The sequence below is a fragment of the Bacteroides helcogenes P 36-108 genome (genome assembly GCF_000186225.1).
Classification (GTDB): Bacteria; Bacteroidota; Bacteroidia; order Bacteroidales; family Bacteroidaceae; genus Bacteroides; species Bacteroides helcogenes.
In genome coordinates, this window is record NC_014933.1 from 3,778,727 (window position 1) to 3,801,167 (window position 22,441).

Annotated in this window: 17 protein-coding genes; 9 read left to right on the forward strand and 8 right to left on the reverse strand. The window is 42.6% G+C overall.

All coding sequences use genetic code 11. The features are described 5' to 3' along the window. The first annotated feature begins 207 nt into the window (after positions 1-207). Both BACHE_RS15715 and BACHE_RS15720 read left to right on the forward strand, forming a co-directional pair. Entirely contained in the window at positions 208-1,197 is a 990-nt protein-coding gene (locus BACHE_RS15715) for a hypothetical protein (RefSeq protein ID WP_013548695.1), read from the forward strand. Between the two features lie 6 nt (positions 1,198-1,203). Then, complete coding sequence (locus tag BACHE_RS15720; protein ID WP_013548696.1) at positions 1,204-5,208, forward strand: Eco57I restriction-modification methylase domain-containing protein; 4,005 nt, start codon at positions 1,204-1,206, stop codon at positions 5,206-5,208. Between the two features lie 43 nt (positions 5,209-5,251). Here BACHE_RS15720 and BACHE_RS15725 read toward each other — a convergent pair whose 3' ends face one another. The 6 genes from BACHE_RS15725 to BACHE_RS15755 form a co-directional block, all read right to left on the reverse strand. Continuing rightward, the gene (locus tag BACHE_RS15725; RefSeq protein ID WP_013548697.1) at positions 5,252-6,121 is read right to left on the reverse strand and encodes an HNH endonuclease; all 870 of its coding nucleotides are present in this window, start codon (positions 6,119-6,121) and stop codon (positions 5,252-5,254) included. Further along, entirely contained in the window at positions 6,121-7,884 is a 1,764-nt protein-coding gene (locus BACHE_RS16730) for an AAA family ATPase (protein WP_013548698.1), read from the reverse strand. The genes BACHE_RS15725 and BACHE_RS16730 overlap by 1 nt, the downstream gene beginning before the upstream one ends. A gap of 74 nt (positions 7,885-7,958) precedes the next feature. Then, the gene (locus BACHE_RS15735; RefSeq protein WP_013548699.1) at positions 7,959-8,561 is read right to left on the reverse strand and encodes an RloB family protein; all 603 of its coding nucleotides are present in this window, start codon (positions 8,559-8,561) and stop codon (positions 7,959-7,961) included. 4 nt (positions 8,562-8,565) lie between these two features. Beyond that, complete coding sequence (locus tag BACHE_RS15740; RefSeq protein WP_013548700.1) at positions 8,566-9,864, reverse strand: AAA family ATPase; 1,299 nt, start codon at positions 9,862-9,864, stop codon at positions 8,566-8,568. Between the two features lie 875 nt (positions 9,865-10,739). Beyond that, complete coding sequence (gene msrA, locus BACHE_RS15750; RefSeq protein ID WP_013548703.1) at positions 10,740-11,351, reverse strand: peptide-methionine (S)-S-oxide reductase MsrA; 612 nt, start codon at positions 11,349-11,351, stop codon at positions 10,740-10,742. 142 nt (positions 11,352-11,493) lie between these two features. Next, entirely contained in the window at positions 11,494-11,769 is a 276-nt protein-coding gene (locus tag BACHE_RS15755; RefSeq protein ID WP_013548704.1) for a putative quinol monooxygenase, read from the reverse strand. A gap of 251 nt (positions 11,770-12,020) precedes the next feature. Here BACHE_RS15755 and BACHE_RS15760 point away from each other — a divergent pair, with 251 nt between their 5' ends. Next, a complete protein-coding gene (locus tag BACHE_RS15760) occupies positions 12,021-12,335 on the forward strand; it encodes a hypothetical protein (RefSeq protein WP_013548705.1) in 315 nt (104 codons plus the stop codon). 60 nt (positions 12,336-12,395) lie between these two features. Here the strand turns inward: BACHE_RS15760 and BACHE_RS15765 are convergent, their stop codons facing one another. Both BACHE_RS15765 and BACHE_RS15770 read right to left on the reverse strand, forming a co-directional pair. Beyond that, positions 12,396-13,103 (reverse strand): TIGR02757 family protein, encoded by a 708-nt coding sequence (locus BACHE_RS15765; protein ID WP_013548706.1) that lies wholly within the window; start codon positions 13,101-13,103, stop codon positions 12,396-12,398. Between the two features lie 10 nt (positions 13,104-13,113). Further along, positions 13,114-14,268 carry an N-acetylmuramoyl-L-alanine amidase family protein gene (locus tag BACHE_RS15770; RefSeq protein ID WP_013548707.1) on the reverse strand — a complete coding sequence of 385 codons (1,155 nt, stop codon included), beginning with the start codon at positions 14,266-14,268 and terminating at the stop codon, positions 13,114-13,116. A 104-nt stretch (positions 14,269-14,372) separates the two neighbouring features. Between BACHE_RS15770 and BACHE_RS15775 the strand changes: the two genes are divergently transcribed. From BACHE_RS15775 to BACHE_RS15795, 6 genes are all read left to right on the forward strand, one after another. Beyond that, positions 14,373-15,653, forward strand: a complete 1,281-nt coding sequence (locus tag BACHE_RS15775; RefSeq protein ID WP_013548708.1) for an O-acetylhomoserine aminocarboxypropyltransferase/cysteine synthase family protein — start codon at positions 14,373-14,375, stop codon at positions 15,651-15,653. 241 nt (positions 15,654-15,894) lie between these two features. Beyond that, the gene (locus BACHE_RS15780) at positions 15,895-18,189 is read left to right on the forward strand and encodes an NADP-dependent malic enzyme (protein WP_013548709.1); all 2,295 of its coding nucleotides are present in this window, start codon (positions 15,895-15,897) and stop codon (positions 18,187-18,189) included. 47 nt (positions 18,190-18,236) lie between these two features. Continuing rightward, the gene (locus tag BACHE_RS17200; protein ID WP_148229868.1) at positions 18,237-18,410 is read left to right on the forward strand and encodes a hypothetical protein; all 174 of its coding nucleotides are present in this window, start codon (positions 18,237-18,239) and stop codon (positions 18,408-18,410) included. Between the two features lie 192 nt (positions 18,411-18,602). Further along, complete coding sequence (locus BACHE_RS15785; protein WP_013548710.1) at positions 18,603-19,940, forward strand: NADP-specific glutamate dehydrogenase; 1,338 nt, start codon at positions 18,603-18,605, stop codon at positions 19,938-19,940. 178 nt (positions 19,941-20,118) lie between these two features. After that, positions 20,119-21,417, forward strand: a complete 1,299-nt coding sequence (locus BACHE_RS15790) for a TolC family protein (protein ID WP_013548711.1) — start codon at positions 20,119-20,121, stop codon at positions 21,415-21,417. 43 nt (positions 21,418-21,460) lie between these two features. After that, a complete protein-coding gene (locus BACHE_RS15795) occupies positions 21,461-22,429 on the forward strand; it encodes an efflux RND transporter periplasmic adaptor subunit (RefSeq protein WP_013548712.1) in 969 nt (322 codons plus the stop codon). Positions 22,430-22,441: the final 12 nt, after the last annotated feature.

Below are 22,441 nucleotides of genomic sequence, written 5' to 3' on the forward strand. Positions count from 1 at the left end.
GGCTCTCCTTGCAAGAGATACACTCAACTGTGCAAAATTACACATTTTACTGAATATAGGCACATTATGCAGGGCGTTTTTATGTAGAATAGTCGGTAATGACAAGAACCTTGTTAAGTGAATATCTTGTTAACAGACTGATTTTCAACTAATGATTGTCTCTTGCAAGGAGATACGCTTCCCGAACTTATAAAAAGCGTATGGAAAATGCCTTGTGAAGCAGATGTATTAGAAGATTATATATTAGGGCTTTCACCTGATTTGATGGCAACCTTGCTCAAAGATCATACAATGAGCACGGCAGAATGTCAGCGTAATATATTCTGGGCAACAGCCGACTATGAGTCACTTGGAAAAGGCTATGAATACACTTCCCCAATTTGTTCTGAATTAATAACAGGTAACAACGGGCATATTATCATGCCACGTGTGCTGAAAGCCCGTAATACACAGCGCGACCGCAGTCGCGATATGGCTGAGGTATTCACCCCGTCATGGATATGCAACGCACAGAATAACCTGATAGATAACGCTTGGTTCGGACGTGATGACGTATTTAACCATGAGCATGACAACCATACATGGACATCTAATCCTGATAAGGTTACATTTCCAGAAGGGAAGACATGGCGTGACTATGTGCGTGATACTCGATTGGAGATAACTTGTGGTGAAGCTCCATACATCACAAGCCGATATGACACCACAACGGGAAACCCAATTCCGTTGGAAAAGCGTATCGGACTGCTTGACCGTAAACTTCGTGTAGTAAGTGAGAATACGGATACTTCCGGCGAATGGCTCAAATGGGCACAGGTTGCCTTCCAAAATATTTACGGATACGAATGGCAGGGTGATAATCTGCTTATCGCACGGGAAAACCTTCTTATAACATTCACCGACTACTACCGTGCGAAGTTCGGTAATGAGCCCATGTTGAAATCCCTGCAATATATAGCCTATATAATTTCATGGAACTTATGGCAGATGGACGGACTGAAAGGTGTTGTCCCCGATTCCTGTGGAGAGAAGCCATCAACGCAGCTTTCTTTTTTCGACACCCCGGAGATATGCCCTTGTGAGGGGTGTAAGTCTGGCAATCTTCTCAAACACAACGGCACTTATTGCATTATCAGGGACTGGGGTGCAAAAAAGCCGAAGGACAAGATACGTTTTATCGACCTTATAAAACATTAAACCGCCATGCAGAATTACTTTGAAGCACCAAAATCTACGTTGATTTATGTTTTCCGTATCAACGACGCCATTCATACCAACTGTCTGAAGATAGGAGAAACGAGTATAGATGATGACAGCGTGAATATTTTCTCGTTACTGCCAAATGCAAGTATTCTCAATAAAGCCGCGCGTCAACGCATTGACCAATACACACAAACCGCAGGAATAAACTATGAGTTACTCTACACAGAAGTAGCTGTTTATTTAAAAGGTAACGGAATAGGTTGGTTTAATGATAAAGAGGTGCATCAAGTGCTCTTGCGTTCGGGAATACGGCGCAAGGAGTTCAATAGTAATGGCGGAAAAGGAACCGAATGGTTTATAACTGACCTTGAGACTACGAAACTCGCTATTAAGGCAGTTAAAGAAGGAAGAAAATCCCTGTCTGCCACAGAAGTAACAAATGAAAAGTCTCCAATTATCTTTCGCCCCGAACAGCGCAAAGCAATAGACATGACATTGAGACAGTTCAAGAAAGGGAATCAGATGCTTTGGAACGCTAAAATGCGTTTTGGTAAAACTCTGTCTGCACTTCAAGTGGTAAAAGAAAAGAATTTTGAACGCACCCTTATACTCACACACCGTCCTGTGGTGGATAGCGGATGGTTCGAAGACTTCGGTAAGATATTTTATGATACGACAAACTATCTGTATGGCTCAAAGACAAACGGAGAGTCATTCGTCTCACTTGAGCATCAGTATGAAAAAAGCGGAAAGCATTATGTTTATTTCGCCTCAATGCAGGATTTACGCGGCTCAGAAACCGTAGGTGGAAAGTTTGACAAGAACAATGAGATATTTTCAACTGCGTGGAATTTGGTTATTGTGGACGAAGCACATGAGGGAACACAAACAGCTCTTGGCAAGGCTGTAATGGCAGAGCTTGTTAAGTCTGATACAAAGGTGCTGCGTCTGTCAGGAACGCCATTCAATCTTCTTGATGAGTTCAAGGAGGACGAGATATACACATGGGATTATGTGATGGAGCAACGTGCCAAAGCCGAATGGGATATGACACATCTCGGAGACCCGAATCCGTATGTAGGGCTTCCACGTCTGAATATATACACTTACGATTTAGGCAAGCTACTTTCAGATTTCGCAGACGAAGATATTGCCTTCAACTTCCGAGAATATTTCCGTGTTGGAGCTGATGGAGAATTCATACATAAGAAAGATGTTCTTTCGTTCCTGAACCTATTGACAAAGGAAGATGCCAACAGCATGTATCCGTTTGCAAACAATCACTATCGTTCTATCTTCCGACATACATTATGGATGCTACCAGGTGTTAAGGCAGCCAAAGCTATGAGCGCGATGCTACAATCTCACCCCGTATTCCAACATTTTCATATCGTGAATGTGGCAGGGGAAGGCGATGAGGACGAGGAAAATAGCGATGCACTTCGCATGGTTGAGGATGCCATTGGTAAGAATCCAGACGAAACTCGTACAATAACATTGTCCTGCGGACGTCTGACAACAGGCGTTTCTGTAAAGGCATGGACAGGCGTGCTTATGTTGTCAGGAAGTTACAATACTGCGGCTTCAGCATATATGCAGACTATTTTCCGTGTTCAGACCCCATCAACGGTAAACGGACGTGTAAAGGAAGATTGTTATGTCTTTGATTTTGCTCCCGACCGTACTTTACAGGTACTCGCCACAGTACCACGAGTATCTACGAAAGCAGGAAAAACTACGGATAATCAAAAACGTGCACTCGGAGAGTTTCTTAATTTCTGTCCTGTAATATCGATTGAAGGTAGTAAGATGGAAGAGATGAATGTCACCCGGATGCTTCAACAATTGAAAAAGGCATACGTTGAACGAGTGGTACGTAATGGTTTTGAAGATGGTTGCCTGTACAATGACGAACTTTTGAAACTCACAGATGTGGAAATTAGTGAGTTCGATGAATTAAAGGGCATCATTGGTCAGACTAAAGCAATGGGCAATTCCGGTAATATTGATGTAAACAATCAAGGTTTGACCAACGAGGAATACGAAGAAAAGGAAAATCTTGAAAAGAAAAAGAAAAAAGAGCTATCGGATGAGGATAAAGCCCGTTTGGAGGAACTGAAGAAGAAGAAAAAAGTAAAGGATGATGCTATATCTATTTTACGGGGTATTTCCATCCGCATGCCGTTACTTGTCTATGGAGCCGACATCAAGGACGAGGACACGGAACTTACCATTGACAATTTCACTTCGCTTGTCGATTCTCAATCGTGGGAAGAGTTTATGCCTCGTGGCGTTACCAAACAGAAGTTCAATACGTTCAAAAAATATTATGATCCTGAAATCTTTTCAGCCGCAGGCAAACGTATCCGTGCGATGGCTCGTGCTGCCGATAAGCTGACGGTAGAGGAACGTATCTCACGAATAGCCTCAATATTTGCCACGTTCCGCAATCCTGACAAGGAAACGGTGCTTACTCCGTGGCGAGTGGTGAACATGCACATGGGCGACTGTCTCGGAGGATTTTGTTTCTACAATGAAGATTATTCAGAGCCGATAGATGAGCCACGGTATATTGACCACTCTGAAGTAACAGCCGATGTTTTTTCAACTGACAGTTGCTTGCTTGAAATAAATTCAAAGTCGGGACTCTATCCGCTCTATCTCGCCTACAACATTTATCGCACTCGACTGAAAAATGAAATGTTCTCCCCCGAAACACTTGAAGAGCATCAGGCGATATGGGACAAAGCAGTAGCTGAAAACATTTTTGTCATCTGTAAAACACCAATGGCAAAATCAATCACACGTCGCACACTCATGGGATTTCGACAAGGCACAGTGAATATGTGGGCACCGGAAGACCTAATCAACAAAATCAAAAATCAACCCGAACTTTTCATCAAGAAAGTTCATTACTTAATAGGAAAGAACGTGAAAATTAATGCAATAGTAGGAAATCCACCGTATCAGGATATTCAATCTACGGATAAAGCTGGAATTAACACAGCTTTTGCGTCAGCTGTCTATCCTTTCTTTTTCGATGCTTGTATATCTCTGCATCCAAAGTACTTTTCTCTTATATCCCCAAGCCGTTGGATGACAAAAACAGGTCAAGGTATTTCTGATGTATGGGTAGATAAAATGATAAATAGTAATCATTTCATCACTCTTGTTGACTTCTACAATGCATTAGACTGTTTTAGTGGTGTTGAAATTAAAGGTGGCGTTAGCTATTCGCTCTTTAGCGAAGAATATTACGGAAAATGCCTTTTGAAAATGAATCAAAGTGGTAAACAGACAGCAATCAAAACATATCTTAATCCTGGAGAGGCGGGTATTGTAATTCGAGATTCAGAATTACTGAGCATGTTCTTGAAAGTAAAGGATATTGAAGGAGACAAGTATTCGTTTTCCAATTTTTCTAATCTTGTTAGTCCTCAACACTTTTACGACAAAGACGGCAAACTAACTACAACGTGGCGTGGTTTTTCTTTGGAAAGAAGCGAGTCTGCTTCAATCAAATACTACTTGAATAAACAAGTAAATCCTATAGGGTATGCTTGGATTAGTTTCAGTAATATTCCCAAAAATCAAGATACTCTAAGCAAACACCGTGTTTATATCTCTAAAGCATACAATGGGGGTGATAATTTTCCTCATCAAATTATTGGTATGCCCTTCTACGGAGAGCCTAATAGTGTTTGTTCCCAAACTTATTTGGTCATAGGATATGATTGTAATAAACCGTCTTTAACTATTGAAGAATGCTCTAATATTATTAAATATATGAGAACTAAGTTTTTTCGTTCATTAGTTTTCATTAAGAAGAAAACTCAAGATAATCCGAGTAGTGTCTTTCGTTTCGTCCCTCTTCAAGACTTCACTTCAGATAGTGATATAGACTGGTCGCTGTCTGTTATCGACATCGACCGTCAGCTCTACGTTAAGTATTGTTTGACCGAGAACGAAATCGCCTTCATCGAATCAATGATAAAGCCAATGTGAAATCAAGGCTGTCTAACAAGTTTTTTAGGTAGCCTCATATAGCTCAACCACTAAGGCTTTTTAATTGATTTATAATATCTAAGGTCATCTTGGATAACGGTCTGTCAGACAATTGATTTTCATCCAAGTAATTGCCCCATATTATTCTATCTATTTGTTCGTCTGTTACTCCCAAATCAATAAATGACATCTTTAAATCATTATAATACCCCTTCTGGTTGGCAATAGATTTCATTGCTATTTCATACGCATAATCCTTATGCTTTTTATATAGTTCATCCAGAGCAAATGCTTGAATATTCTTTTTACATCTGTCATCTGACTCAAACTTAATTTCCCAATCTGTATTTTTTAATATACAATTTAATGGCGAATCTATTGTTAATTTTCCATTATTTTGGAATCCTTCTATATATGGATTTATTTCTATTTGTTCTTCTCCTTTTGCTTTGTTGCATGTAGGGCAACATGGAATAAGATTATAAAATGATAGGGCTAAATATGGGTAACTGCTTTTACTGTAAAAGTGGTCAAACTGAGCACTAACTTTACGATTGTTATCTGCACCAAATATATATTGCCGATTACAGTATGGGCAAACATTTATGTTTAAAGAATCAAGAATCTCATGTAAAATTTCTTTTCGTACTTTTTCATATTGTCCAATCATATATTTTTTAAAATAGCTCCAATCTCCTGCTTCATAATCTATATAAGGAAAGCGTTCATTGAACGATGCAATTTCTTTGTTTAAACTCAATGGAGGACATAATACTAGTTCCTCGAATTTACGTTCATTAAACACATAAGCCAGATACGGATTATCTCTTTTGAGATGCCTCTTCATATTTACTATAGAGTCAGCATAATAATTACTAACTTGCAGTATATTAGATTTTTCTATTTTAATCATTACTTATTGTCTTCAAGTTTTGCCAATTCTTCTTTTAATAACGAAACTCGTTTTTCATTAGATAGAGTTTTTCGTTTGATATCATATTTTTGTAACAAGATATTACGGATTATAGGTTCTCCTATTCTGTAGATATCGTCAAGTATATTGTCATTAATTTGCCCTGAGTCTATTTGTTTATGTATTACTTCAATCTTATGTTTTGCAAATTCTCCAATTGGCACTCCATCAAGAAAAAAGCTATTATTATATAAGGTGTGTATGTTTGCCGCAAATGTCTCCTTAAAAGTTAGTTCATTACAAACCCTGCTTGTTCCATCAGGGTTTTTGTTGATAAAAACAACATTTCTGCGTGGTATGTCAGACAATAATATTGGAGAGTGTGTAGTTAAAATTATCTGGAATTTAACTTTAGGAAAGTATACATATAATAAATCCAATAGCAAACTTATAAATTTTTGTTGCCATTCAGGGTGAAGTTGCAAATCTGGCTCATCAAGCAATATAATAATGGTTTTGCCATCGAATTTGTTGTCGCAAATAATCTTATTAATGTTCGCATTATGGAGTTCACCTTGTTTATTAAAAATCACACCCATTAGACGTGATACAAATGTATATATAGCTCTTTCGCCAGAAGAAATGCCTAAATTGATAACTATTTGGGCATTTGAAACACTCTCTCCTATGGTCCCAAAAGAAGCATACGGTGCCATAGGAATATAATTGTAATAGCAGTATAGAGCTGTTATAAATGCCTGAGTAATAGATTCTATTCTAATACTACAGCTAAATTCATAATACCCTTTTCTCAGTCCACTTAAACTTTCTTCAGTGTATTTAATATCGCTAGAATCATAAAGTTGACAAAGTGTATCGAAAATATTTGGTCTATAATATTCTCCGTTGTTAAGATGTAAAAGTACATCTTCAAATGTTGTTTTATTATCCCATTTTTCAGGAAACTGCTGATTAGACAGAAATACCTGAGTTAGTATAAACTTTTTTAATCTGTTTTTAAATCCATTATTAGACAAATCTTGTGTCAATGCTTTATATGTTGGGTGTTGTGGTTGTATGTCTGAAAAATAAAGTAGTTTTAGCTCAAAATAGTCTGGCAATTTGATTGATTCAAAGATAGTATGCTTCTGCTCATGTGAGTAAATAAACAACAACAATAATCTAAATAAATCGTTAGTTTGCATTATGTCAACTTCTGACATACGAGCATATTCCGGTTCATGCGTTAATCGACTTGATGACTGTCGAAGAGTATAGGAATTTGAAATGTCCTCAAATTTCACATAATGAGAATTCCTGTTTGATAAAGTTCTATCTATTGTTGGTGAATAAAAAGTGACAAATGTATCATTGATATGTTCTTCAAATTCAGAGTTTAATGGAGATCCGAATCTCTCGAATTGAATCACATTAAATGTGAATCTATAATTAGAAAGCTGTTTTGGAATATTTGAATATATACGACCATTATGCTTGTAAAACATAAAGGCTCCACCTTGACCACACAACGCCTTTATTATGCAGTCAAGTAGATTGGTCTTTCCTGAACCATTCTTTCCAACTACTGCTGTAATATTGACAATATTTTGTCCAAACCAACCATTATATAGAGAATCACTTTTTACCATGTGAAAAGTCTTTAATTCTGGCTGATATGAAAATTTATAATTGGGAGAGAAATTGTACTCACACCCTTTAATATTACGTTTGTCGTCTGAGATATAGATATATAATAGTTCCATAAAATTATTTTTATTATTTCAATCATCCTATCAGAAAAGCAAATTCTATTATTGAAACTGTGACATGCTCTATTTTACATATTATCAAACAACTTTATTACCTTGTGTACTTCCGAATATGCTTTCAAATCTTCAGGAGATTCCTTGCATAGCTGGCACAACTTTTCGGAATTTGAAATTGCTCGTTCCAAATCACCATTCTCTGTTAAATATTTATAGAGGTTGGTGCGTATGAAATATCGTTTCGTCTTTTCATATCCTGGCATATACTTCTGTAGTTCGGGAAGAAGTTGGTCATAACTCTCATATCGCCGACAGACTACATTTGGCAGGAAGTGTAACAAAAACCAAAATTCCGTACATGGATTCGTTTCCACAAACATAACTTTACCTGCATATTTCTTTTTCCAATACTCTTTCTTTGCTCGCTGATACAACTGCATTTCAGATGGATACTGTAATAGCCTATCCATATCAAATAGGCATACAATATAATCATATTGCTTGCTCAAGTATGATTCTACTAGTTTCAGAATATGATTGATGTCACTATGTTGCGGAAAATCAGGCGCAACCTTGAAAGGATAGCGACAGGCAATCCTCAAAGAGTCGAAATAGAACCATTCTGTTTCTCCTTCGCCAATGATAGCGATACTTTTTGTTACTGTTCGCCGCATATTATTAGTTGTTTAAGTCTATGTACTGACTGCCAAGAAACGGTAACTTTACTAACTTTCCCTGCTTGTAAGCATTGTATGGGGAAAGATTCTTGTGCAATCCCAAGTTAGAAAGCCGTACTATTTTAGTTTCGCCAAGCTCGTCTTTATCTGTAAACCATATCGTATCACGACGAATGAAATCTTCATTGAGAAGATTGATGTCGTGCGTTGTCAGCAGCATCTGGGAGGTTCCATTGCTATTTGCCAAGAAAACTTTCAGAAAATATGCCAGCAGTTCATAATGGATGCTTGTTTCCACCTCATCAATAGGCACAAACCGATTTGTTTTTAATAGGAAATTCAAAATAACAGCCAATCCCATAAATCGCATAGTACCGTTGGATTCATAATCTTCAGACAAGTCATATAAACTATCTCCGGCTTTGTGCTTGAATGTCAATTCAGCATTTGTGATTTTACCCTTCTTAAGCATTTCAGCTTTAGCTTCATTTTCAATAGGAGCGTTCTGAATCAGTTGCTCCAATTCCGGAGTAATCAATTCTTCTTCTTCGTTTAAGACAACGTCTTCTATATTGAAATCAGAAGCTTTCAGGAAGTTTAAAATGAATTTCTTCAAATCTCCTGTCTCATCATTATTCAATCGAGATTTTATATATCCTGATAGCAACATACCGGGAGCTAACACATCCTTTACTTGTTTTGCAAAATAGTCGTACACATCATTCAACCTTGTCCGTTCTACGTTACTTTTACCAAATGCGGCAAGCACACTGCAATTATTGATAGTGTTACCAGAAATAACATCCTGACTCTTTTTGGTCATTTTAAGATTTGCTCCAAACTCTATGGTAGTAGAATCCGTCGTAGCATCATAACTGCGGCTATACAGTTTAGTCGGACGAATAGAGTCATAAACAATCAGTGTTTCGGAATATATATATATGGAATTCAATTCAAAGCTGAGGACATACTTCGATTGATTGATATAGAATGTCATTGACATCTTCGTCTTTTCATTCCTTGAAGTGTCATCCAACATAAAAGGAATAACCTTTGTTGCCTCATTCCGATCCTTAGGCATTCTCAAAACCAATAATCTAAAGAATTCGATGGCATTTAATATATTTGTTTTACCAGAAGCGTTAGCGCCATATATAATTCCAACTTTTAGCAATCTAACCCCATCTTTAATTTCATACGAATATTCATCAGACATAAAAGTGTCTGTCGAAGGTTCAAAACTTATTTTTTGAGCCGATTTAATGGAGAAAAAATTCTCAATATTGAACTCTGCTATCATAATCGTTGAATTTATTAAAATGTATGGCACAAAGATATGAACAAAAACCAATAGTAGCAAATTATAAATGCGATTTTTGTATATTATTTCCGATAACAAACAATATAATCACAAAAAAAGCTATTATAAACCACGAAAAAAAATAGCTGTAATCAGTTTGGCTTGATTTTTTCTGTGATGGTCGGTATTGTGCAACAATAAAATATCCAAAGTACAACGATTAATTAAACTAATTCACTACCTTTGCACACAAGAAATCATCCACATATCAATGCGCAGAATAAAGAAGTGCAAAGGTGGAGCGATAGCGGGAGATTGCTTCTTTGCTAATTCATAAATATAAAGATATTCAGCCACTTAGCGAATTTATTCGATTCCTGGTGGCACCACAAAACAAAGTCATCCTCACTTGAAATCCATTGAAATACAGTTATTTCAATGGATTCTTCTTTTTCGCCCATATACAAATTCACACAGATTTGAGCATCTGGAAGTTTCCCATTCGGTGGTTTTCCAGAGTCCCTCAAAAAAGCCATCGAAATCATCATATTTCACTTATTTTCAATAATTTGCGCTATTCATTTTCGGGAGCAAAAGCATACTTTTGCATATCTGCTTGAGCGTAATGAAGAAAATGGAATAAAGAAAATCGGAAGCTTTATTTTTCTTGGCAAATACTCCACCTAAAGGGTAATCCAAATGGTTGTCCAAAAGGGAATCGGTAGTTTTCAGAACCGCACGTCTTCAAAAACGACTGATTTTTTGCTTCCAGATTCTCCAAACCACCTTCAAGTTGACAAAATAAAACGCAACTATATACTTTATTATACACAATCATTAGTATAATAAAGTATATAGTTGCGACAAGATATCCATTATTTACTTCTTTTCATTTTTGCCTTGCGCGCCACATCAAACAGTGCAGGATTAATATGGCAATATCCTCCCGGATTCTTGTCCAGATAATTCTGATGATAGTCTTCGGCAGGATAGAAGTTTTCCAAAGCCTTTATCTCCACAACCAACGGGCGAGTATAGCCGGCAGACAGACGTTTCACTGTTTCCTTTATGACAGGCAGATCGACAGCATCCGTATAATAAATACCCGTACGGTATTGTGTTCCCCTGTCACCTCCTTGTTTATTCAAGCTGGTAGGGTCAATTGTTTTAAAAAAGAGATCGATAAGAAAAGGCAAATCCGCTTTTTCGGGATCATATTGCACTTTTACCGTTTCGGCAAACCCGGTGGTTCCTGTACATACTTGCTGATATGTAGGACTGACAACATTACCGTTTGCATAACCTACTTGAGTTTTCTCCACTCCGTCTATTTGCTTCAGGAAATGTTCCGTCCCCCAAAAGCATCCTCCTGCCAGATAAATTTCTTTCATTGGTTTCGTTTCTTTTTTTCTTCCTGCCTGCTCCTCCGCCAACTTGCCAATGCATGACAGGCATAATACTGCAACAATAAGTATAAACTGCTTCATAATCTTCGGGTATTACATAAGCTAAAAACTAATCCTTGAATATGGAACTGATTAGATAACAACGAAAGCCGTATTATGGTTGACAGAAAAAACAAAAAAGGCACTGCTACCTGAATGTGCAGTGCCTTATAATAATGATGTATCAAAAAGTAAATTTCTCAAGTTTCATGGAAGCCAGTCCTTGTATTTTGGGAACCAATGTCACAAAATGGGTTGCCTTTTCATGGGCAGCTAAGGCCTCTGCATCTTTCCATGTCTCACAAATCATAAGCACATCATTGCGGATTGCACTCTCAAAAATATCATAAGCAATGCAACCATTATCTTTCAAGGAACATGCAACCAATTCCTTGGCAGCGTCCAGCACAGCAGCACGGTTCTCCGTACTTACTTGAATAAAAACATTCAGTCTAATCATATTCATGCAATTTTTAAGTATGCCGCAAATTTAAGCAGAATTACCCGAAACTGTGCAATTATTCCTCAAATCTGTTGCCCAATTCCACACTTTTCCACATTTAGGGAATGGCATCCCTATCTGCATATTCCGGCATATATATCTATTATACAGCAGCATACACTAATCACATGCATTTTTGGCACTACCTTTGTCCTATTGTTAATGTCTGAAGACAAGTAAACTTAAATATTCACTTAACATTTACGATTATGAAAAAGGTATTAGTAGCATTAGCATTGGTTATGGGATTAGGTAGTTCTGTTGCATTTGCACAGGAAGTGAAAGACAGCACAGTGGTAGAAACTGCACAGTCTCCACAAGACGAGTTTGTAAAGATGGACGCAACTCAGTTGCCACAGGCTGTTATGCAGACTTTAGCAAAAGACCATGAAGGTTCTTCCGTGAAAGAAGCTTTCGTAAAAGAAAAAGATGGAATGAAAATCTACAAAGTAGTGATTGTCGCTCAAGACGAGCAAGAATCCACAGTTATCCTGAACGAGAAAGGTGAAGCTGTAGAAGAATAAGCTCTCAAAAAGACAAATTACTCATGAAAATAATTCCGGTTCATCACGAACCGGAATTATTTATTTCTTATTGTTCACCCCGTAGCCGAACAAGGCAAAATCTCCCAAACAAGGATCATCGGGAAAAACCTCCGCTAAAGCAGCGGTAATACGGCAGGCGTTCTTTAAAGAAAAAGTTTCCGTATCAGTCAGCCCCAAAGTGCAGGCCACCCGGCAGACATGTGTATCCAGAGGAACAATTAAATTTTTGCAATCAAAGCTTCTCCAAATACCAAAATCCACTTCGGAATCTTTCCGTATCATCCAGCGCAGAAACATATTCAGTTTCTTCTGCGGGCTTTTGGCAGAAACATCCAGAAACGCACACAACTTCTCCATCGGAATACCCGGATATATGCAGAGAGCATCTTCCAAACTGTTAAAAGAAGAATATGCGGCATATAAACGCTCAAAACAGGCATAAAAATCAGAATAAGAAAGCATACGATAGAAACTCCTTCTATCCGCAAAAGGAAAATCCACTGCCCAACGACGGGATAATACATATTGATAAGGAGATTCTCCCATCAGTCCGTGGAGCTCGCCGGCTTTCTTCAATATCTGCCTGCGGTTGCCAAAGCTCATGATGGCGGTCAACAGGCCACTGACCTCAATGTCCTGCTTCTGCACATAGCGGTGTGGAAACTGCACCGGGTCGCTCTGGATAAAGTCAGTACAATGGTAAATCTCCGCCCACTCCAAAAGTTGCCTTTTAATATCTTCTGTCATCTGAAAGCATTTATTTCCATCCATTTACCTTCCTATAATCCGCTATAAATCCCTCCATCATCCACTTAGCCAATGCCTGGCGATTGGAATTGATGACGAAACGGCGCTGGTCGAAGGTATTCTGTATGTTGCCAAGCTCCACAAACACGGAAGTGGGAGAAGCGTTGAGCAACACATAGAGATTGCGCCCACTGACAGTGCCTTCAAAGCCACGGTTAGGCTGATGCTTATCATACTTCGACCCGAAAGTATCCTTCATGGTAACAGCCAGCCTCTTTCCCAAGACACTTTTTGGAGCATGATAAAAAAACACATCAGTCTGTGTGCCTTTGCTGCGGCTGTCCACATGGAGGAAGATGGCACGGCAATACTTGTACTTCTTACGATCCTTGCGATAAAGTTCATTGATGCTGGCACAACGTTGCTCCAGGCGCGCCACTTGGTTCAGGGGGATAGCTGCCCCCATGCAAGTCTCACGCTTACTGTTGCTGAGATATTGTTCATCGCGAATACCGTCTTTGGCATCCTGAATGATGATACGCACTTCCGCCCCTTCTTCCATCAGGTTGCGCGCCAAGCGGAGGGCCACGTCATAAGCATATTCGTCCTCATGAAGTTCCACTTTGCCCACCTTTCCGATAGCTCCGGGATCGGGTCCGCCATGTCCGCCCACCACATAGAAGCAGGCTCCCCGTAAACGGCTTCCGGTGACCCGTACATCGGCAGAGGATTTGCCAAAAAGAGGTTCATGCACAATACCCTTGCGCTTGCCGGAAGTCCGGGAAGCAGACTGCTTGGGAATATCAAAATCGGCATCGGCTTCTTCTTCGGCTGTTTTTCTTGAAGGTGTGCCCGCAGAAAGATTCTCGTCTGACTGGATTTCCGTCGGGGTATTTTTTTTCCGGTTATCTTGTTCCGAAGAGTTTTCTTTTCCGTCCTTCAGAGGCGGCAACACATACTTCACACCCAACCGCAATTCTTCTTTTCCGCGCAGGCGTTTCTTGTTCAGTTCAAGAAATTCTTTATAATAGGCCCGCCCCGGACGATTGTTTCGCTGAAGAAAAGTAGAAATACCTTCGCCGGCTTTCGGAATTCCGATGGCCTGCTGTGCCCGAACAGAAAAGGATGTCAATATAAGAAGCAAAAGGAATAAGATTCTAACCATTTTCACTGTATTTTCTCTTTATGAAGGACAAAAATACATTATTTTCCTTACTTTTGCGCCAACTTACTGCTTTAATTGACAATAACTTTAATATAGACAACATTATGGCAAAACAATTCAAGCCGGAAACACTGTGCGTGCAGGCCGGATGGACTCCTAAAAAGGGCGAGCCGCGTGTGCTCCCCATCTACCAAAGTACAACCTTTAAATATGAAACCAGCGAGCAAATGGCGCGTCTGTTTGACTTGGAAGAAAGCGGATATTTCTATACCCGCCTGCAGAACCCCACGAACGATGCCGTTGCCTCTAAGATAGCCGCCCTCGAAGGAGGTGTAGGAGCCATGCTGACATCCAGCGGGCAGGCTGCCAATTTCTATGCCGTGTTCAATATCTGCGAGGCGGGCGGCCACTTGGTATGTTCTTCCTGCATCTACGGAGGTACTTACAATCTTTTCGGCGTGACGATGAAAAAGTTGGGCATTGACGTGACTTTCGTTAATCCGGATGCCCCGGAGGAAGAAATTGAAGCAGCTTTCCGCCCCGACACCAAAGCACTGTTCGGCGAAGTCATCTCCAACCCTACGCTGGAGGTACTGGATATAGAGAAGTTTGCCCGCATAGCCCACAGTCATGGTGTGCCTCTGATTGTGGACAACACCTTCCCCACCCCCATCAACTGCCATCCGTTTGAGTGGGGAGCCGATATCGTGACGCATTCCACCACCAAATACATGGACGGACATGCCACCAGTGTGGGCGGAGCCATCGTGGACAGCGGAAACTTCGACTGGGAAGCGCATGCCGACAAATTCCCCGGACTGTGCATGCCGGACGAGTCATATCACGGACTGACGTACACGAAGAACTTCGGCAAGATGGCTTATATCACAAAAGCCACCGCACAACTGATGCGCGACCTTGGCAGCATACAGTCACCGCAGAATGCATTCTTGCTGAACCTCGGCTTGGAAACCCTGCATCTGCGCATGCCTCAACACTGCAAAAACGCGCAAGCCGTAGCCGAATATCTTTCTAAAAACGACAAAGTGGCATGGGTGAACTATTGTGGCCTACCCGAAGACAAATATCATGAACTGGCACAGAAGTACATGCCTAACGGATCTTGCGGCGTTGTCACCTTCGGACTGAAGGGGGGCCGCGAAGTAGCCACCAAGTTCATGGATTCGCTGAAGCTGGCCGCCATCGTCACACATGTGGCCGATGCACGTACCTGTGTACTGCACCCTGCCAGCCACACACACCGCCAACTTTCGGACGAGCAACTGCTGGCTGCCGGTGTACGACCGGACTTGATTCGTTTCTCAGTGGGTATTGAGAATGCAGACGACATCATCTTGGATATTGAGCAAGCACTGAATGCATGAAAAAGGGAGGATGCATAACAAAGGTATAGGAGCATTGTGGCAAGGGTATAAACTGATGTATGTCGGCCTGCACTAAGATGGCAACACCAGCATACGAAAAATGACGGGACAAGTGCCTTTGAAAGTAAGTATTCCGAGCTATTAAATGACAAAAAGGACAGAAAATATCGCATGAGAGCTACGAATTAGAACTTTTATCCCTACATTTGCAAACAAATTATAACCAAATTAATATTATCCCATGGCTAAGATAACCAAAGAAGCAGCCTTGCTTTATCACTCGCAAGGCAAACCGGGTAAGATAGAAGTTGTACCCACCAAACCTTACAGTACTCAAACAGATCTTTCACTCGCCTATTCTCCGGGCGTCGCGGAGCCCTGCCTCGAAATCGAGAAAAATCCGCAAGACGCTTATAAATATACCGCCAAAGGCAACTTGGTTGCCGTCATCTCCAATGGTACAGCCGTGCTCGGACTGGGTGACATCGGCGCATTGGCCGGCAAACCGGTAATGGAAGGCAAAGGCCTGCTGTTCAAAATCTACGGCGGCATCGACGTATTCGACATCGAGGTGAATGAAAAAGATCCCGATAAGTTCATCGAAGCAGTCAAAGCTATCGCCCCCACCTTCGGAGGCATCAACTTGGAAGACATCAAGGCTCCCGAATGCTTTGAGATAGAACGCCGCCTGAAGGCTGAGCTCGATATCCCTGTGATGCACGACGACCAGCACGGCACGGCCATCATCTCAAGTGCCGGACTGCTGAATGCCCTCGAAGTGGCAGGTAAAAAGATTGAAGACGTGAAGATTGTAGTGAACGGAGCCGGTGCGGCAGCCATCTCCTGCACCAAGCTGTATGAGGCATTGGGCGCCACACACGAGAACATTGTCATGCTCGACTCCAAAGGTGTCATCACCAGCGACCGCGACGGACTGAACGAAACCAAACGTTACTTTGCCACCGACCGCCGCGACATCCATACGCTGGAAGAAGCCGTATGCGGAGCTGACGTATTCCTCGGCCTCTCCAAAGGCAATGTCCTGACACAAGATATGATACGGAGCATGGCCGATACGCCCATCGTATTCGCCCTCGCCAATCCCGTACCCGAAATCACTTATGAGGAAGCCATGGCCGCCCGCCCCGATGTACTGATGTCCACTGGTCGCAGCGACTATCCCAACCAGATTAATAATGTAATCGGTTTCCCCTACATCTTCCGTGGCGCACTGGACGTGGCAGCCAAAGCCATCAACGAAGAAATGAAACTGGCCGCTGTGCGCGCCATCGCAGATTTGGCCAAGCAACCTGTGCCCGATGTAGTGAACGAGATCTATCATGTGAACAACTTCACCTTCGGCTCCGACTACTTCATTCCGAAGCCTGTTGACCCGCGCCTCATCACTGAAGTGTCTATGGCAGTGGCACGTGCAGCCATGGAAAGCGGTGTGGCACGCAAACCCATCACAGACTGGGAAGCTTACCGCCAGCACCTGAAAGAACTGATGGGGCAGGAAAGCAAACTGACACGCCAACTGCGTGAAACCGCCCGACGCAATCCACAACGCGTAGTCTTTGCCGAAGGCATTCACCCCAACATGCTGAAAGCTGCCGTGGAAGCCAAGTCCGAAGGCATTTGCCAACCTATCTTATTGGGTAATGACGAAGCCATTGAGAAACTGGCAAAAGAGCTTGAAATCAGTCTTGAAGGTATCGAAATCGTCAACCTGCGCCACCCTGACGAAGCTCCGCGCCGCGAACGCTACGCCCGCATCCTCGCCGAAAAGCGTGCCCGCCAAGGGGCCACCTACGAAGAAGCTAACGACAAAATGTTCGAGCGCAACTACTTCGGCATGATGATGGTGGAAACCGGTGAAGCGGATGCTTTCATCACCGGCTTATATACCAAATACAGCAACACCATCAAAGTAGCCAAAGAGGTTATCGGCATCCGCCCGGAATATAAGCATTTCGGGACCATGCACATCCTCAACTCTAAGAGAGGCACATACTTTCTGACCGACACGCTCATCAATCGCCACCCGGACACGGATACGCTGATAGACGTAGCCAAACTGGCAGAAAACACTGTGCACTTCTTCAACCATACTCCGGTAATGGCTATGCTAAGTTACAGCAACTTCGGCGCAGACACCGAAGGCAGCCCAATGAAGGTACACGAAGCCGTGGAGTATATGCAGCAAAACTATCCCGATCTCGCCATTGACGGTGAAATGCAGGTAAACTTTGCCATGAACCGCAAGATGCGCGATGCCAAATATCCGTTCACCCGTCTGAAAGGCAAAGACGTGAATACACTCATATTCCCTAACCTGAGCTCCGCCAACTCCGCCTACAAACTGTTGCAGGCAATGGATACGGAGACAGAGCTGATCGGTCCGATTCAAATGGGGTTGAACAAGCCTATCCATTTCACCGACTTCGAAAGTTCCGTGCGCGACATCGTGAACATTACAGCCGTAGCGGTCATCGACGCCATTGTAGATAAGAAGAAGAATTGCAAAAACGGATAATAGAGAAGATAAGTAAAATTTGCCCGTACAGAAAACAGAATTATCCCATGAAACGAAAACTATCGAAATCACAAAGTGTATGCATCATGCTGCTTTGGGTAGCACTCTGCTACATGGTTCTAACATCTGTCGAACGAATTGACGGTCCAATCATCCTAACGCTTGCCATTTCGGCGGCATTGGTGTTTATTCCTACCATAAAATCATTGAAAAGAGAATAAATAATATCTTTTTATTCCTTTTTGCGGCATAAAACAATAAATTTGTTGTTTTATGCCGCATTTTATTTATAAACTGTTTGCATGTTTCAATATTATGTGTATTTTTGCAACCGCAACAAGAAAAAAGGAAACAAACCGATAATCAAATTGTTTTAGGTAACATTTAGTAGCAACCAATAAAAGAAATAGATTATGAATGCAGCTAAGGTATTAGAAGACCTGAAAAGACGGTTCCCCAACGAACCGGAGTATCATCAAGCAGTAGAAGAAGTCCTTTCTACCATTGAAGAAGAGTACAACAAACATCCGGAGTTTGACAAAGCCAATCTGATTGAACGTCTTTGCATCCCCGAACGCATTTATCAATTCCGCGTCACTTGGATGGACGACAAAGGCAACGTACAAACCAATATGGGTTATCGTGTACAGCACAACAACGCCATCGGTCCATACAAAGGCGGTATCCGTTTCCATGCTTCCGTAAACCTCGGCATCCTGAAATTCCTTGCTTTTGAGCAGACTTTCAAGAATTCACTGACCACACTGCCTATGGGTGGAGCCAAAGGTGGTTCCGACTTCTCGCCGCGCGGCAAGAGCAGTGCCGAAGTAATGCGCTTCTGCCAGGCATTCATGCTGGAATTGTGGCGTCATATTGGTCCTGACGTGGATGTACCTGCCGGTGACATCGGAGTAGGCGGCCGTGAAGTAGGCTACATGTTTGGCGCTTACAAGAAATATACCCGCGAATTCAGTGGTGTGCTGACAGGCAAAGGCCGTGAATTCGGCGGTTCGCTAATCCGTCCGGAAGCTACCGGTTACGGTAACGTTTACTTCCTGATGGAAATGTTGAAGACCAAAGGCACTGATCTGAAAGGTAAGACAGTCTTGATTTCAGGTTCCGGAAATGTAGCCCAATACACCGCAGAGAAAGTATTACAGTTAGGCGGTAAAGTTCTTACTATGTCCGACTCCGACGGTTATGTTTACGACCCCGCAGGCATTGACCGCGAAAAACTGGACTATATCATGGAACTGAAGAATCTCTATCGTGGACGTATCCGCGAATATGCCGAGCAATATCCGGGCGTAAAATACGTGGAAGGAGCAAAGCCTTGGGGTGAGAAAGCCGACATCGCACTACCTTCTGCCACTCAGAATGAAATAAACGGTGACCATGCCCGCCAATTAGTGGCAAACGGTGTGATAGCCGTGTCCGAAGGAGCCAACATGCCTTCTACTCCCGAAGCCATCAAAGTGTTTCAAGATGCCAAGATTTTGTATGCTCCGGGCAAGGCTGCCAATGCAGGCGGTGTGTCTGTATCAGGTCTTGAGATGACGCAGAACTCCGAACGTCTGTCTTGGAGCGCCGAGGAGGTGGATGCCAAGCTGCACTACATTATGGAGAACATTCACGAAAACTGTGTGAAGTATGGCACAGAGACCAACGGCTACGTAAACTACGTGAAGGGCGCCAACGTTGCCGGATTCATGAAGGTGGCAAAGGCTATGATGGCACAAGGAGTTATCTAAAGACAATAACATAAGTTATAGTTATTCAATGAAAGGCGGAGAGGTGACAAACTTCTCCGCCTTTCTTCACATCTCCCCACTCTGGTCTTCTTCTTCAAAATTCCTACAAAATCGCACTCTACCTTTGTAAGAAAAATCGGGGTTTCCATTGGAACGCCCTCTTAACAAAGGATAGAATATGATTGTCAGAAGAATCTTTTTATGTCTGTTCACCATTGGCTGCATGTCTCTGCTGCACGGGCAAGAGAATACCACCCACTCCCTACACTATTACATAGAAACTGCACAAAGTAACAGCCCGTTGCTACAAGACTATCACAACCGGAAGGAAACGGAAACCGCCGAACTGCAACGGTTGAAAGCCCTCTACACACACTCCAAGACCGAATTGAATGGAGATGCCCTGTTTGTACCCATCATCTCTAAAGATAATGGAAAGACCACCTTCCAGTGGAATGCACACAACGGAACAGACTATTACGGCTACGATCTGGGTGAGAACAGCGGCAACATCCATGCTTACGTATCGTGGACGCAGCCCCTGCTTGGCAACCGGCTATACAAAGCGACCAAGGAACAGACAGAAGTGCGAAAAGAGATGATAAACCACAGCATACACATGGAACGGCATCAATTGGAGTATGTGGTGGCACAACAATACATCCTTTGCCTGCAAGATCGACAGCAAATAGCTTTCGCCGACTCCATCGGCATCCTGCTGGAACAGCAGACCAAGGCAATGAGAAACCTGGCCGAAGATGGGCTGGTGAAGCAGACCGACCTGCGGCTACTGCTCATCGAACAAAAAAGCAATCAAGACCTGAGAACAGCCTCACTTCAATCGTTCCGCACGCACTTGGCGGACTTGAACATCTTGTGCGGAATCAAGGACACGACACTCGTAGTTCTGCAAAACATCAGCCTTACGCCCCACCCCGTTGCCCCACGACAATCGGCTTTCATGGAACAATATCGTCTGGACAGCCTCAACACACTCGCCACGCTGAAAATCTTCCATCTGCAATACCACCCACAGCTTAATCTGTTCATCAACTCCGGATTCAGCTCCGGCAAGTACAATGCCTTGTATAAACACTTCGGCATGAGCGCCGGGCTGACCTTTGCATGGACATTGGCCGATGGCAGACAGAAGCGCTACAAAGAATTGCAATCAGCCAGCCAACTGCGCACGATAGCCGGATACAAAAACGAATTGCAGAACCGGAAGGAACAGCGCAAGCATCAATATCTGGACGAATTGCAGGCTTACGATGAACGAACCGCCTTGCTGCAAAGCCAACGCAAAGACTATGCCGCCGTACTGGAGGCTTATCGGAGAGAAATTGAAGCCGGACAACTGTCCATCATCGACTATCTAAACGTGTGGAAAAGTAAGATTCAGACAGACAAAGACTATATGCTATTGCAGACCAACCGCCAGTTGCTTGTGGCAGCCTTCAATTACTGGAACTGGTGATAACATCAATTGGACAATCCACTAAATTACACATTATAAATATATGAAAGCAATTACATTCCTTTTAGTTTCAGCGCTTCTGACGGGCTGCACACACAACACCCCCAATGGGCAGCAGACAGAAAGTGAGTCCAGGACATCGGTCACCCTGACCCACGTGTCATTAGGCAATATAAAGAGTGAGATAGTACTTTCGGGCACTACTGTATATCTCAGGAAGTCCGTCATAGCAGCCCCCATCTCCGCCTTTATCAGCAATACAGAGGTACAACCGGGCAGCATCGTCAACAAAGGACAAACGCTCTACACACTGGAGACAAAAGAAAGCCGCGCGTTGGCCGGAAGTGTACAGACAAGAAACAATGCACTGACCGGAGATACACAGGCAGGCAACGCAACCGATGAATCTGCAAGGACAACGGAAAGAATGACCTCCCACACCATTCCGGTAAAGGCCGGAGCATCGGGCATCGTGACCTCCGTGACACAACAGCCGGGCAGCTACGTCATCGAAGGTGGCACGCTGTGCGAGATGGCAGACTTGAGTAGTTTGGTGTTCCAACTGAACGTGCCGTACGAACAATTGAAGATCGTGACGCAAAGCGGCCGGTGCACCATCATTCTACCTGATGACACCCGACTGGCAGCTACTGTACAGAAACCTCTCGCCACAATGAACGCCACCTCACAGGTACAGCAAGTCATAGCCACAGCCCGCGCACCTTTCCTTCCCGAAGGGCTGGTAGTGAAGGTACTTGTAGAAACCGAAACAAGTGGCCGGCAAGGCATGATATTACCCAAAAGTGCCGTACAGAGCGATGAGACGCAAGAGCATCAATGGGTAATGAAATTACTTGATGACAGCACCGCCGTCAAAATCCCCTTAACAACAGGCCACAGCAACGCGGATAGCATAGAGGTAAGCGCCGCCGGACTTTCACCCAAAGACAGAATCATCCTGACCGGAGGTTACGCACTGGAAAACAAGAGCCGCGTTGTCGTCACAAAATAAATCCACACTGAA